Origin of the sequence: Pseudomonas sp. B21-040 (assembly GCF_024748695.1) — a bacterium.
Lineage (GTDB): Bacteria > Pseudomonadota > Gammaproteobacteria > Pseudomonadales > Pseudomonadaceae > Aquipseudomonas.
Map to the genome: position 1 here is coordinate 4,309,220 of NZ_CP087176.1, position 14,198 is coordinate 4,323,417.

15 protein-coding genes are annotated in these 14,198 nt (G+C 57.3%); 10 read left to right on the plus strand and 5 right to left on the minus strand.

Features of this window, described 5'->3' with window-relative positions; all coding sequences use genetic code 11:
* The first annotated feature begins 138 nt into the window (after positions 1 to 138).
* The 7 genes from LOY55_RS19695 to LOY55_RS19725 all read left to right on the plus strand — a co-directional run bounded on the left by LOY55_RS19695 (position 139) and on the right by LOY55_RS19725 (position 7,497).
* Positions 139 to 1,455 (plus strand): MFS transporter, encoded by a 1,317-nt coding sequence (locus LOY55_RS19695; protein WP_223524282.1) that lies wholly within the window; start codon positions 139 to 141, stop codon positions 1,453 to 1,455.
* A gap of 58 nt (positions 1,456 to 1,513) precedes the next feature.
* A complete protein-coding gene (locus LOY55_RS19700) occupies positions 1,514 to 2,524 on the plus strand; it encodes a YeiH family protein (protein ID WP_223524286.1) in 1,011 nt (336 codons plus the stop codon).
* A 322-nt stretch (positions 2,525 to 2,846) separates the two neighbouring features.
* Entirely contained in the window at positions 2,847 to 3,290 is a 444-nt protein-coding gene (locus LOY55_RS19705) for a hypothetical protein (protein ID WP_175648994.1), read from the plus strand.
* A 26-nt stretch (positions 3,291 to 3,316) separates the two neighbouring features.
* Positions 3,317 to 3,994, plus strand: coding sequence for a DUF3313 domain-containing protein (locus LOY55_RS19710; protein ID WP_223524289.1), 678 nt, complete (start codon positions 3,317 to 3,319; stop codon positions 3,992 to 3,994).
* 77 nt (positions 3,995 to 4,071) lie between these two features.
* A complete protein-coding gene (locus LOY55_RS19715; RefSeq protein WP_046032617.1) occupies positions 4,072 to 5,319 on the plus strand; it encodes an MFS transporter in 1,248 nt (415 codons plus the stop codon).
* 178 nt (positions 5,320 to 5,497) lie between these two features.
* Positions 5,498 to 5,983 carry an adenosine-specific kinase gene (locus LOY55_RS19720; RefSeq protein ID WP_046032433.1) on the plus strand — a complete coding sequence of 162 codons (486 nt, stop codon included), beginning with the start codon at positions 5,498 to 5,500 and terminating at the stop codon, positions 5,981 to 5,983.
* A gap of 50 nt (positions 5,984 to 6,033) precedes the next feature.
* Positions 6,034 to 7,497 (plus strand): sensor histidine kinase, encoded by a 1,464-nt coding sequence (locus tag LOY55_RS19725; protein WP_223524324.1) that lies wholly within the window; start codon positions 6,034 to 6,036, stop codon positions 7,495 to 7,497.
* On the opposite strand, the gene LOY55_RS19730 is transcribed toward LOY55_RS19725, so the two are convergent.
* Positions 7,498 to 8,196, minus strand: coding sequence for a response regulator transcription factor (locus tag LOY55_RS19730; RefSeq protein ID WP_223524293.1), 699 nt, complete (start codon positions 8,194 to 8,196; stop codon positions 7,498 to 7,500).
* 362 nt (positions 8,197 to 8,558) lie between these two features.
* A complete protein-coding gene (locus LOY55_RS19735; RefSeq protein WP_223524296.1) occupies positions 8,559 to 9,233 on the minus strand; it encodes a TetR/AcrR family transcriptional regulator in 675 nt (224 codons plus the stop codon).
* 168 nt (positions 9,234 to 9,401) lie between these two features.
* Here LOY55_RS19735 and LOY55_RS19740 point away from each other — a divergent pair, with 168 nt between their 5' ends.
* Together LOY55_RS19740 and LOY55_RS19745 are read left to right on the plus strand one after the other, a co-directional pair.
* Positions 9,402 to 9,827 (plus strand): hypothetical protein, encoded by a 426-nt coding sequence (locus tag LOY55_RS19740; protein WP_223524299.1) that lies wholly within the window; start codon positions 9,402 to 9,404, stop codon positions 9,825 to 9,827.
* Between the two features lie 159 nt (positions 9,828 to 9,986).
* Positions 9,987 to 10,808 carry a DUF1254 domain-containing protein gene (locus LOY55_RS19745; protein WP_223524302.1) on the plus strand — a complete coding sequence of 274 codons (822 nt, stop codon included), beginning with the start codon at positions 9,987 to 9,989 and terminating at the stop codon, positions 10,806 to 10,808.
* 117 nt (positions 10,809 to 10,925) lie between these two features.
* On the opposite strand, the gene LOY55_RS19750 is transcribed toward LOY55_RS19745, so the two are convergent.
* Entirely contained in the window at positions 10,926 to 12,311 is a 1,386-nt protein-coding gene (locus LOY55_RS19750) for a cytochrome c family protein (protein ID WP_258666439.1), read from the minus strand.
* A gap of 79 nt (positions 12,312 to 12,390) precedes the next feature.
* Here LOY55_RS19750 and LOY55_RS19755 point away from each other — a divergent pair, with 79 nt between their 5' ends.
* Positions 12,391 to 12,552: a hypothetical protein gene (locus LOY55_RS19755; protein ID WP_258666442.1), complete on the plus strand. Its 162-nt coding sequence runs from the start codon at positions 12,391 to 12,393 to the stop codon at positions 12,550 to 12,552.
* Positions 12,553 to 13,048: 496 nt separating this feature from the next.
* On the opposite strand, the gene LOY55_RS19760 is transcribed toward LOY55_RS19755, so the two are convergent.
* Positions 13,049 to 13,480, minus strand: coding sequence for a glycine zipper domain-containing protein (locus tag LOY55_RS19760; RefSeq protein ID WP_223524305.1), 432 nt, complete (start codon positions 13,478 to 13,480; stop codon positions 13,049 to 13,051).
* A gap of 333 nt (positions 13,481 to 13,813) precedes the next feature.
* Positions 13,814 to 14,152, minus strand: coding sequence for a hypothetical protein (locus tag LOY55_RS19765; protein WP_223524308.1), 339 nt, complete (start codon positions 14,150 to 14,152; stop codon positions 13,814 to 13,816).
* Positions 14,153 to 14,198 lie beyond the last annotated feature (46 nt).

Genomic DNA, 14,198 nt, shown 5'->3' on the forward strand with positions numbered 1-14,198 from the left:
CCTGCCTCCCTCAACACGCTCGGGCGGGTAGTAACACGTTCCCATGCTTGCCCGAGCCGGGCGCTACTCAAGGCCCGGTTCACGAGTCCGATCAAGACAATCCAATAACAACAAGAAGCGCAGATACAAGGAATCGCCATGAATGTTCACCACGCCCTTGCTGACACTATCGAAACTTCAACCGCCAGCACGCCCCGACTGTATGCCTGGTGCGTATTTGCACTCAGTTTCGGTCTGCTGATTTCAGACTACATGTCACGACAAGTGCTCAACGCAATCTTTCCGCTGCTCAAATCCGAGTGGGCACTGAGCGACTCCCAGCTCGGCCTGCTGAGCGGCATCGTCGGTCTGATGGTGGGTCTGTTGACCGTACCCATGTCATTAATGGCCGACCGCTGGGGCAGGGTCCGCAGCCTGGTACTGATGGCCGCGATTTGGAGCTTGGCTACACTGGGCTCCGGCTTTGCACAAAATTACCAACACATGCTTCTCGCCAGGTCGTTGGTCGGCATCGGCGAGGCAGCCTATGCCAGCGTCGGCGTAGCTGTGGTGCTTTCCGTCTTTCCCAAGCAGATGCGTGCGACCCTCATCAGCACCTTCATGGCTGGCGCCATGTTTGGCTCCGTACTGGGCATGGCGCTTGGTGGCATCATCGCCGCGCACCTGGGCTGGCGCTCTGCTTTCATCGTTATGGCGATATTCGGCCTGACGCTCGCCATCATCTATCCACTTGTCGTAAAAGAGCGGCGCCTTGGCAACTGCACTCAGACCGCAAACCAACACGCCGAAGCAAACGGCAAGAGTCCACTACGTTCGCTGTTTGCCAGTCGTTCGGTCATCAGTGCCTATATCGGCAGCGGCCTGCAGATGTTCATCGGCGCCTCGTTGATAGCCTGGTTGCCCAGCTACCTGAACCGTTACTACCACATGGGCACCGATCGGGCTGGCTTGATCTCCGCCGCCCTGATCCTGGCGGGTGGCGCCGGCATGATCCTCTGCGGCATCCTCAGCGACCGCCTGTGCCGCAAAGCTCCCGAGCGCAAGATTTCCCTGGCCGTCGCCTACTGCCTGATCACTAGCCTATTGCTGTCAGCGGCCATGCTGTTGCCCCCCGGAGTGGCACAACTGGTAGTCATCGCTCTGGCCATGTTGGTGGTCACTGGCACGTTTGGCCCCGCCGGCGCCGCCATCGCCAACTTGACCCACCCTTCAGTGCACGGCACGGCCTTTGCCATTCTGGCCTTGTCCAATAACCTGCTTGGCCAAGGGCCCGGCCCCTATGTCACGGGCCTGCTGGCTGACGCCTTTGGCCTTGATCGTGCTTTCCAGATGATCCCACTGATCAGCATCGCAGCAGCCCTCGTGTTCTGCTACGGCAAGCGCCACTACCAACGCGATATCCAGAAACTGATGCCGACAGTCGCAGGTGCGACGCCGGCCGGAAGAATGTCATGAACGCCCCCATCAAACTGCCCGTGACACAACCACTGCCCTGCCCCCAGGAGAGTCTTGCATGAGCTCCGCAACCATTGCCTCGCTGGGGGTACGCAGCCAATTGCTGATGCCCGGCTTTATCGTCAGCGCCATGGTCGCCGCTGCGGCCACATTCCTCTCCGAGCACTACGGCGCGCCGGTGATGCTCTTCGCACTTCTACTGGGCATGGCGATGAATTTCCTTTCCGGTGACGGGGTGTGCAAGCCGGGCATCGAGTTCACAGCCCGCGAGATCCTCCGGGTCGGTGTTGCGTTGCTGGGCATTCGCATCACCCTGGAGCAGATCGTTGCCCTTGGCTGGCAGCCGGTTGTGATGGTGGTGACGCTAGTGGTGGTGACGATCCTGGTGTCCATCGTCGCGGCTCGCGCCATGGGCTTCAGCACCTTGTTCGGCCTGCTTACCGGCGGCGCCACCGCAATTTGTGGCGCGTCGGCGGCCCTTGCCCTGGCGGCAGCGCTGCCCAGCCATGAGAAGAAAGAGCGGGCGACGCTCTTCACAGTCATAGGCGTTTCGGCGCTGTCCACCATGGCAATGATCCTTTACCCGATGATTGCCCAGTTTTTCAACCTGAGCCCGCTCCACGCAGGCTTTTTCCTCGGCGGCACCATTCACGATGTAGCCCAGGTGGTTGGCGCCGGCTACGGCATGTCACACGAGACCGGCGACAGCGCCACGGTCGTGAAACTGATGCGCGTGGCGATGCTGCTACCGGTAATTCTGTGTGCGGCCATGATCACCCGCGCCCGCGGCGTCGAACCTGGCAGCAAGCGACCACCGCTGCTGCCGTGGTTCGCGGTGGGATTTGTAATCTTTGCCGCAGTCAACAGCACCGGGGTCATTCCACAGATGGTTCAGGACGCCGGCAACAGCCTGTCACGCTGGTGCCTGGTGATCGCCATCAGCGCACTGGGCATGAAGACGCAGCTCAAGGAGCTGGCCTCGGTGGGGATCAAACCCATTCTATTGATGGTGGGAGAAACCGTATTCCTTGGCGCACTGGTGTTGGCAATGCTGCACTGGGCCATGTAAACCGAACCCCTGCGGGGTCATCGCCGCTCTGGTCAAACAGAGCTTTTTGCCGCGTCGGAGCTGTGTACCAGTTGCTCCGTTACGCGGCTTTTTTATATCGAGATTTGCTTGTTTCGGCTTTCCTGCTATGAGCCGTCTCGCCTTCTTACGAATGTCCGTATGGGTCGTTTACTACCCTCCGCGACAGACAGAAAACGGCCCGAATCAGTCAGCATGCCAAGAAACGGCTCGAAGCGATTTTTAGCACCGTCCTGCTACGCTTTTTAATTTCTCGAGTAGATTTAAGGTAACCACTCACAAAATCTTGTTGAGGTTGCGAAACGTGAGAGCCGGATTGATTGGGGCCGCCGTCATCATCACGGTGATGGGTGTAACAACGCAGAGGTTCATGGAGTGGAAATCGTTCGAGAACGAGCGAAAGGAGGCCCTGTGCAGGTCAGTACAGCAGCATATGAAAACCCTGGAAACTCGAGCACGAGCGATGACTGCGGGGCTGTCTATGGAAGCTTACGCCGAGGCGGAGAGTTCTGAGGTGGACGAATTAGTCAGCGCGTTGGATACCGCAAACAATGACGCGGAGGTTGAAGCGGTCATAGACGCACACGCCGCAAAATTGGAGGCAAAGGACGCAGCGACCGATGCAGAACTGAAAAACCTGGGGAGTCAGCATTTTCTCGAACAACAACTCAAAGAACAGCGAATAACCACGGACATCAAGCAGGAAATCAAACGCACCGAGAAGGCTGTAACTGAGTCCTGTAATTAGTCCTGGCTCCAAGGAGTGAATTCACTATGACCCCGGCCCATAAACTGTTTGTTGGCGTTGCAATGGCCAGCCTGCTACTTGGCGGTTGCACCTCCCAGGTCACTGAGCGCGAGCAGTACTCCGGCTTCCTGTCCAACTACAACAACCTGGAAGAAGTGACCACCGCCACCGGTGAGAAGGCAATGCGCTGGGTGAGCCCGTCCTGGAACCCGAATGCGTATGACACCATCGCGTTCAGAACGCTGGAGTTTTACCCCGCGCCGAAGCCCAATGAACAAGTCAATCAGCAGACGCTGGTCGAATTGCAGGACTACATGTCCAGGAAGGCCAAAATCGTGCTGGGCCAGAAATACCGGAGGGTATCTAACGCGGCCGCTGCACCGGCCGGCTCACGCCCCCTGATCCTGCGTGCGGCGATCACGGGCGTCAGTGCCTCGAACGAAGGCATGAAGTGGTATGAAGTGATGCCGATCGCAGCCGTTGTCGGAGCGACACAGGCTGCCACCGGGCACCGGGATCAAGACACGAATATCTACTTCGAAGCCGAGTTCATTGACGCGAGAACCAATCAGACCATGGCCAAAGTGGTACGCAAGGTATTCGGCAGCCAGCTAGAGAACGAGAGCCAGCGCATCACCACTAAGGACTTTAAAGCCGCTATCGACAAACTGAGTACTGATCTCTGGACGTTCATCCACAGTTGACCGTTACAAACCTTTCAGCTTTTTTTCTCCCTCCTCTGGCATCCTGCCGACGCGGCTAAAGGAGTGTGAGGCTCATGATGAAAACCACTGACAAGTCGGGCGGTACTTCCACTACTGCGCCAATCCAGAAGGCGTCAACCGGCAATGTCTGGCGCACCCTGCCTGGTGGCATCTGGGCGCTCGGCTTCGTCTCGATGCTGATGGACATCTCCTCAGAGATGATCCATGCATTGTTGCCGCTCTACATGGTGACAGTACTGGGTACCTCCGTCCTGGCGGTGGGTCTCATCGAGGGAATAGCCGAGGCTACAGCCTCGATCACCAAGGTATTCTCCGGGGCGCTCAGTGATCGATTGGGCAAACGCAAGCTGCTGGCGGCGCTGGGTTATGGACTGGGGGCGCTGTCCAAACCAATCTTTCCTTTGGCGGGCTCGCTGGACTGGCTGACCGGGGCTCGCTTTATCGACCGTATCGGCAAAGGGATTCGCGGTGCCCCGCGCGATGCATTAGTGGCCGACATCACACCACCCGCGGTACGCGGGGCGGCTTTCGGCCTGCGTCAGACGCTGGATACCGTTGGTGCATTCCTGGGGCCGTTGCTGGCGATTGGTTTGATGTGGCTGACCGCGAACCACTTCCAGACCGTGTTCTGGGTGGCTGTCATCCCGGCCTTCCTCGCCGTCGCTGTGCTGCTTTTGTTCGTTCATGAGCCCAGACAAGTGCAAGGGCCGCAACGGGTGCGTACGCCCTTGAGTCGGCGGGAACTGGCCCGACTGGGCGCCGGTTACTGGTGGGTGGTGGGTGTCGCTTCGGTGTTCACCCTGGCGCGATTCAGCGAGGCCTTTCTGATCCTGCGCGGCCAGGCTGTTGGGCTGGCGCCGATGTGGGCGCCAGCGGTACTGGTCCTGATGGCAGTGGCGTACTCGCTGTCAGCCTATCCCGCCGGGGCATTGTCTGATCGTGTCAGCCGTGTGCCGGTGCTCGGCATAGGTCTGATATTTCTGATGGCTGCCGATTTGACGCTGGCGTTTGTGCCGGGTATCGCGGGGCTGGTCGTCGGCGTCGTTCTATGGGGGCTGCACATGGGGTTTACCCAGGGGATATTCGCCGCCCTCATCGCCGATTGCGCGCCGGCTGAACTGCGTGGGACGGCATTTGGCATGTTCAATTTGTTGACCGGACTGGCCTTGCTGATGGCGAGTGTCATCGCGGGGGCGCTATGGGATACGGCAGGCTACCAAGCGACCTTCTTGATGGGAGGGGGCTTTGCTGTTTTGACTTTTTTGGGGTTGTGGGTGATCCGATCGAAAGTCCAGGTTCGATAACAACGCCCAGTCACGACCATCAGGACGACAAGTCCGTCTGACGTTGGTCGATTGCAACCCCTCACAACAGGTAGCAAACGGCCAGAAACCGTCAGTGGCCGGAGCAATAACAAATGAGTAGCTATGCTTGGTGTGTTGCCAGACGCTGGTAACGACTTCGTGAATGGAGGGGTTTGAGATGCAACTCATCACGTTGAAAATCGATAAACCGGAAGTGACGAACTTCATTTTAGGTCAGACGCACTTCATCAAGTCCGTCGAGGACATCCACGAAGCGCTGGTCAATGCTGTACCAGGTATCCAGTTTGGTGTGGCCTTTTGTGAAGCCTCTGGCAAATGCCTGGTGCGATGGTCCGGCACCGATACCCCAATGATTGAACTTGCACAGAAGAATGCGAAAGCCATCGCCGCAGGCCATAGCTTCATCATTTTCCTGGGCGACGGTTTCTATCCGCTGAACGTGTTAAACACCATCAAAATGGTTCCAGAGGTCTGCCGTATCTTTTGTGCAACAGCCAATCCAACCGAGGTGATTCTCGCTGAGACGGAACAAGGGCGAGCAATCCTGGGCGTAGTGGATGGCTTTTGTGCCAATGACATTGAAGGCGATGAAGACATTCAGTGGCGCAAGAATCTGTTGCGACAAATTGGCTACAAACAGTGAGTTGCAGGGTTGTCCAATCGACCTATCAGGATGTTCAGGGAACCCAATCGATGGCAAACGATGCAAAAGTCGAATCCAAAAACGAGACGTTTATCGCGCAAGAGGCTGAGGCGCTGAGCGCCCCCTCCCCTATCTGGCACAGACGAATCAGAGTCCAGGCGCGCAATCTGAGTCACTCGACCCAGTTTGTCATTGCCGCTGCGGTGATCCTGGGACTGACCATGTTCTTCGTCGGCAATTTGGTGAGCCTACGAATAGAAGGTGCCGCGGTACATAGCGCGGCAGAAGCCGCTGCTCAGTACATGGACACGTTTCTGGAGCCCTATGTGCAGGAGATGAGCCGGGACAACAACCTCTCGGCTGAAAGTGTCCAGGCCCTGGACCGCCTCACGCAAAGTCGTGCGCTAAAACAGCACATTGTTTCGATCAAGATCTGGCGGGCGGATGGCACAGTTGTCTACAGCACGAATAAAGCCATCACCAACCACCAATTCCCCGTGGATGAGATCACCGAGGCATTCAAAGGCAAAGTGGTCACCGACCTTGAAGAGCTGAGCCAGCAGGAGAACGAGTTCGAACGCAAGCTCAACCTGCCGCTCTATGAGATCTACGCGCCTCTGCGGGATTCAAACTCCAGGAAAGTCATCGCGGTGGGCGAGTTTTATGAAAAGGCCGAGAGCCTCAAGCGCGAGATCAATCGTGTCCGACAGCAGGTATGGGAGGTTGTCGGCGCCGCGACGCTGGCAATGCTGACGCTGCTTTTCTTCATCGTGCGACGCGGTGACAAGATTATCCAGCGCCAACAAGTGGCACTGCACTTACGGCTGCAGGAGCAAACCCGTTTACACGTCAGCAATGTCGAACTCCAGCGCAAGATGGCGACGGCGACCCAGGAGTTTTCCCGGGTCAACGAACTCACCTTGCGGCGCATTGGTGCAGACCTGCACGATGGGCCGGCGCAGTTATTGACCTTGATTCTGATCCGGCTCGACGACTTGGCCGAAAACTGCTCCGCGGTCGATCAGGAGTCGATGGAAACCATTCGTGGCGCCGCTACCGACGCATTGCGGGAGGTCCGCGAACTATCACGAGGCCTGGCACTTCCGGAAATCAACGATTTGAGCCTGGTGGAAGAGTTGCAATTGGTGGCGCAACGGCACGAGCAACGCACGGGCACCAAGGTCACGTTAGCCCTGGGGCGACTACCGAAGGCCGCGTCACTACCACTCAAACTCTGTTTGTACCGTTTTGTGCAAGAAGCCCTCAACAACGCTTACCGTCATGCCAACGGCGAGGGTCAGGTCATCCAGGCGCAATACATTGATGAAGTATTGAATATCAGCGTCAGGGACAGGGGTCCCGGCATGACGGAGGACGCCATGCTGCTCGAGACATCCGGCAGAACCCGATTGGGGCTCGCCGGTTTGCGTTATCGCGTTGAATCGCTGGGCGGGTTGTTCAGCATCGACTCTTGCGCCTCGGGTACGTCGGTCAATGCACAGTTCAAGATCTAGTCAGGAGCCATTCCCGGCATCCGCTTGTGTTTTCCCTGCGTCGATGTGAAGCCGCCCGACAGCTTCGTGCGCCCTGTAATGCCGTAGGGCCGTGACCGCTTCGACACGATTTCGGGCGTGCAGTTTCTGCATCACGCAGCCCATGTGATGCTTGACGGTTTTTTCGCTGATCGACAGCTTTGACGCAACCTCTCTATTGGTCAGCCCCTTTGAAACTTCACAAATGACTTCCTCCTCGCGAGGGGTGAGATCAAACGTTTGATTTTCCGCTTTGTGTTTCTTGATGTTATTGAGCAGTTTATTGGCGAATTCGGGGGTGATGTATGACTCGCCCTTGGCAACCGACCTGATCGCCAGGACCAGTTCCGGTCCACTGACACCTTTCAACACATACCCGCGCGCGCCGGCCTCCAGTGCCGAAAAGGCGTCATCTTCGGATTCCGAAACGGTCAGCATCAGCACCTTCACTTCCGGCAGCTCAGTGGCAATGAATCGTACCGCGGCGAAAACATCGCCCGGCATATTGACGTCCATCAACATCACGTCCGGACGAACCCTCACCGCAATATCCCTGGCTTCCTCCGCATTGGCGCCCTGCTCCACGACCTGAAGATCCGCCCGCCTTTTCAACGTATTGGCAACGCCCTCACGCAACAAAGGATGATCGTCGGCAATGCCGATGCGAATGGATGGACTCATAACGCGCTCCCGAAAGGATTAGCACTCGAACACTCATTGATTAATAGCAGGGAACCAGGGACCCCGCTGGTTATCCGTCGAGTGTCCAAGGCTCCGGGCGTCAAGAAATCAGACTTAGGTCGGATAAATTTCGATCGTCAGTAAGCAATCACGACGTGGGGATTCTGAACCTCTGTACCCCAACCCATTGTTTTAAAAGGCCGCTACGCCCATCAAAAAACAGACAGTCTCATTCACCCGGATTCATCATTCATTCGACCAACCGTCGCTCTTCTTCGATCAGGCACATACAGCGGCAGCACCGGCCCCGCCTGGACTTGCGTCGACGGGCTACTCGAGTGCGCCCCCAGTGAAATGCGGGTTCACTTTCGCAATATTGCGGACACAGCCTTGCGCTTTTGCCGCGCCGGCTCATCCTCCGCCAGCGCCTGGCGGACGAGCGCTCGAGCGGCCCAAACGCAGGTGTCGAGCGATTCTTCGATGCTCGCGCCACCGATATCGCGCACGGCGATCAACGCTTCGGTGCCGATCACGATCGACAGTGCCTGTTTCAGTCGCTTGCGTGCGCGGGGTGAGAGCACGTCTTTCAGCGAGTCGACAATCGGCTCGATGTAGCTCATGCGTCGTCCCGGCCGCAAGGGTTCGTGGGGTTCCGTTTCGAGCCACACCGTCATGAACGAGCGTTCCATCACGTGCAGGCCAATCTCGTCGTCGAGCAGCAGTGTGTTCAACGCGTTCGCCGCCAGGCCGATGCCCTTTACCGGATCGTCTCCCGGCCGCCAGAGGTTCTCCAGCGGCGTCATGTCGCGATCGGCCGCCGTCTCGCTGATCAACGCCTCAGGCGAGGGAAAGTAACGATACGCCGTGGCCCGCGACACCATCGCGCGCTCGGCGACTTGCGCGACAGTCGGGTTGTGGCCCTCGTCGCGTAAGGCGATGGCGGCATCGATCAGCGCTTGACGCGTGCGTTGCCGCTGGTTGGCGCGGCCTTGCGTATCAGTATCACGGACAGGCGGGCTTGACTTCGAGGTCGGCATGGAATAAATGATACTCCGTCTTGTAATGAGACTTAAGTCTCATAATAGACACGCAACGCAGGATATGCCAATGGCGCTTTGCGAAGCACAATCGGCGCGCCGGGCATAACGATTCCACATCGTTTTTTCAGCAACTGAGCGCGCCTCAGGGCGCATGAGGTGAATGCCATGAATCACAATCCCCGTTCACGGACCTGGTTTCGGCTCGCGGCCCTCTACTTTGCCAGTGGCGTGGCGCTGGGCGTGACGATGGGCGCTTCCGGCGACCATTCACTCTTCGCGGTACATGCCCATATCAATCTGTTGGGGTGGATGTCGATGGCACTGTTCGGGCTGTTCGGCACGTTGCACCCGTCAATCACTGAAGGACGCATCGCTAGCGCACAGTTCTGGACGTACAACGTTGGCGTACCGGTGATGCTCGGCGCACTGACACTGCGTATCAAGGGCTTCCCCTCAGTCGAGCCATTGATTGCGTTCGCATCAATTCTCATCGGTTTCAGTGTGCTGCTCTTCGTGTGGCAGGTGTTCTCGCGCATCGGCGTAACATTCGAAAATTTTAGCGGTGCGAACGGTGAATCGCGTCAGTCATGACGCAGGTTACTTCTAGTCGTATTTAGGCAGCGTATCGGTGCAGGGTGTGTCCTCCCTGGATCGGATGCTGCCCTTTGCGACCGGGAATCATAGTGATTTCTCACTGTTCTTTGAACACGTCAAAGCGTAGGACGCAGGCGATGATACCGACAGACAGTGATGGTGCAGCCGCTTTCCGCTTATCTCCAGCAGCCCGCGCCACCTGCAGCACCCGCGATTGATTTCCCGAAGATCGATAAAGACCTGGTGAAGACTGACTTCTTCAAGTATCTGGGCTTTGCCTTGCAGTTCGACCCGGCCACACCGGACGAAGTAGCGATCCGCGAGAAACTTGCCCGAATCGGCGTCGGCAAGGACTTCAACTTCCAGAACCTGTCCGCCGAACAGAAAACCGCGGTGGTTCAAGGCCTGCAGGCTGGGTATGCAAAGGTTGAGGAAGGGATTAAAAATCTGGGCACCAGGATTAATGGCTGGAACGTTGTCGGTGCCGGCGGCGACAACGCCTTCTACAATGGCGACTGGCTCAACCGTGCTGCTGTTGCGCAAGCAGGCATATACGCCAACGATGCCGATGAGGCCACGTACTCGCTGGCCAATACCTTGCCAAATGGCGAACCGCTCGACGGCAGCAAGCACAACTACACGATCACCTTTGCTGCCGGACAACTTCCACCGGTTAATGCCTTCTGGTCAGTGACGATGTACGACGGCAAGACGCAATTGCTGATCGAAAACCCGATCAATCGCTACCTCATCAACTCACCAATGTTGCCCGGTATGAAGAAGAATGCGGACGGCTCACTAACGCTCTACCTGCAGAAAAACTCACCCGGCGTGGACAAGGAAAGCAACTGGCTGCCCGCACCGAATGATCGGATCTACCTGGTGATGCGTCTCTATTGGCCGAAGACGCAGGCGCCTTCCATCTTGCCGCCTGGCAAAGGAACGTGGAGCCCGCCGCAGATCGTCAAGGCTTCATAACGTCCGCGACCGTTTGCCATGCGTCGATTGCTGTGCAACGAACCCTCCTCTAACGTCCCTCTCCTTCGGCAAGGCGTATATAGAGATCAGCCCCCGCTGGACCTCGACACTGTGCAGCTAAAAGTGCGCAGTGTCCGCCTTGGCGACTGGCAGGCTGGTCGAGAGAGGAACGCTCTGCGTGACCTTGGCCATCTGGGTAATTTCCACCTGCAACTGATCCTTGCCGAGCAGGTAGTCGGCCAGCTTCTGCGAAAACGGCCAGTAGTTCAGTTCGGCAGTCACGGTGATCGGCCCGACGGCGTCGGCCGGCACCAGGAAGGAGAACTCCCCAATATCGTAGCCCTTGGGCAGAATGCGGTTGTCCGAGAGAATTTGCGTGGCATTCCAGACTTCGACGTCCAACGGATTGCCGTCCTTGTCGCCAATGTGCACTTTGAAGTTTCGGGTGTTGTCCTCGGTCTTGCCGTCCTTGATCGAACCCAGCCGATAGAGCTCGCGACCACTGGCATCCAGTACCCGGAAATCAATCCACATCTCCCGTCCCTCTGGAAAGCCGGTCGGTAGCTTGTGCCCTGCGCCGACATTCGCAACTTTGACCGCAACCGAGGTGTATTGCCCGGGAATGACAGTTGCCGGCAGTTGCTGGAATTGTATTTGCGCCGCACGCACGAGCATGTCGCGCGCGCGTTGCGCACCCTCGTCCTGACCGAGGTGCTTGAGCATCATGGCGTTGGCTCCGCTGAACCAATGCGAGGCGACTTGCTCGCGGTCCGGCCCCATGATCGCGGCCTTACCCGCAAAACCCTGCATATGGCAACTCTGGCAGGTTACATCGTTAAGGCTGTAGGCACTCTCCTGCCATTCGTCATAGGTTCGCTCGACCGCCACACTGCTGAACGGGTGCGTGACGTTGTGACAAGTGCCGCAAAAGTCCGAGCGCGTGTGCAGAGCGGAATACACGGTGTCGTGATAAGGCGAAACGGCATCTTTACGCGGGCCGAACTTGGTGGGTTTACCGTGCGCTCGAGGGCTCAAGACATAAGCGCCGTTATCGAGGCCCGTGCGGGCACTGATGTTGTGACAGGTCTCGCAATCGACCCCGGGCATTGGATGATGTTGGGTGCTGTCTTCAATCGATGAGCGGTTGATTTCCGAAGTGATCTGACCGGTCGTGAGACCAATCGGGGTATGGCAGCCGGTGCAGAAGTTATCGACCTTCCCGTCGGTGGCCGAACTCGCACGCTTGAGCAAGGCTCGATAGATGGGCTCATCCCAGGCTTGGGACATCATCGAGGAGCGCCACTGCTTGTAAATCTCCGTATGGCAAGCGCCACATACCTGGGCATTGTCGAAGTCCTTAACATTCAAAACCAGGTTGCCAGTGGTATTGGCCCGGTGCGGAAAGAACGGCATCCCACCATTCACATGCATGAGCTTGGAGCGTTCCGGCTCCAGCCACTTCTCATTGGCTTGAGTGTCATTGCCCTGAGGTTCATCGGCCACGACCAGAGTGACCGTAAGCAGGCAAGCCAGAAAGCACAAAAAACGGCGAACGAAAGGTTTGATCACCAGGAAAAACAGTATGAACAATATCGTGAGCGAAATACTCAAGCCGACAAGGGCCAGCTTGACGCCAGCCGAGACATTGAACGAGGCCGTGCAAGAGCCGGCGCACATTACCCATAGAACCATCAAGGCCGATAACCAGCGCAACGCTGCCGGTGTACACGTACGTTTAGAGTGATTCATAAGAATTCCCCCTAGACGGTTGCAGAGGATGACTGCGGCACTTCTATTGAGTAGCCAGGGGAATTTTATGACGCAAACCGATGGTTATATGTAATCACTCAACGGGGGTACTTTCAGCTCCAAAGCTTCCCGACTCTGCGCCTTTGGTGGATGGGATAAGCTGACGTAGCAATTACTTTGCCAGCACTGCGGCAAACATGTGCGATGAACTGAACGCCCCGCACACATTGGCCACTGGCTGAAATAGTGTGTTGATGGAGACGCGAATGCTGCCGGGGAATGGCGCTCATTAGTGGGGGGGGACTCACGCCGAAACCGGGGGTGGCGTCGCGTATGTGGACATGCCGCGTTTTACGCAAACTCCCCGTGATTACAGCCCGATTCGTTGAAGACCACCACTCCACGGCCTAAAAGACGCCCCTAGGGGGAAGGTTATGCCCGCCCCCCTGGTTGAAACAAAGTTTCCACTAGTTCTGACTCTGCACCCGCGATCAATCGCCATGCTTGTGTTTATGTTTATCCTTATTTTTATTCTTATGCTTGTAGTCAGAACTGTGTTGGTCGTTGTCATCGGCCATATTGTTGCCGACAGCCCCCCCTGCAGCACCGCCCAGTCCAGCGCCGATCAGGCCACCGGTTGAGCCACCGACGCTGTTGCCAATCACCTGGCCACCCGCTGCCCCGAGCCCCCCACCAATAGCTGATTCAGTCTTCTTGCCGCTCTTCGCCGTCATTGCGCCCCCAGCCGCGCCACCTACTCCCGCTCCGATCGCGGCGCCCGTGCTACCGCCCATGGCCTGACCGACCACGCTTCCAAGGGCGCCGCCGACACCGCCACCGATAGCCGTGTTGGTAGTTTCGCCGGCGAGGGAGTACTGCGATACAAGAAGGCTAATTGCAACGATGGAGAATGATTTACGCATCAGACAGACCTTAAGAAATACACAAAAGAAGAAAAGTCTGTTGGTACGAAACAGTCAGGTCAATACTTATTCGGCCGTGCAGTAACCTGGATCAATCAATCGGTGAGTTGTAAAACCGTTTATCGATGAAATATGACCTGTGGGCGACCCCGCTAAACCGGGGGGTCGATAGCGCGCCGGGGATGAGCGCACGTCTTTGCGCGAGTCGACAATCGGCTCGACTCGGATCATGCGCCACCCGGTTGTATTCCTTACGACTGAAGGTCTATACGGTCACACTCGGCACCGCCCTCCCCCCGAAGAGAAAGACCGATGCCGAGCATCACGTAGCCACTACTCAATCAGCTGATCAATCAAAACCGCGTTGGTATAGATCAAGCTGCCATCGCTCGCTCGGTGCCCGACCATATGGAACTGTCCGCGTTTGTGCTGCAGATAGACACGCATCTGGCAGTCGGACAAGGGGGCGTATCCCTCGGGCATTCTTAACTCCATCGAGCTCATATCGACATCGACCATGGCTTCAGGCTCTTGGGTCTTCTGCAAGCGCTCTTCGGCCTCTTCCAGACGGAGATGGAGAGGTCCGTCGACGTAGAAATGGACTTCCCCCATCGGGGTGGACTTTTGGGCGCCGCTGGTTTTGCACCAGCCTTCGATCGTCAGGGCACTCATGACGAAACCTCCCATGTGGATTGCTGGACTCTGTAGCTATCGTCCC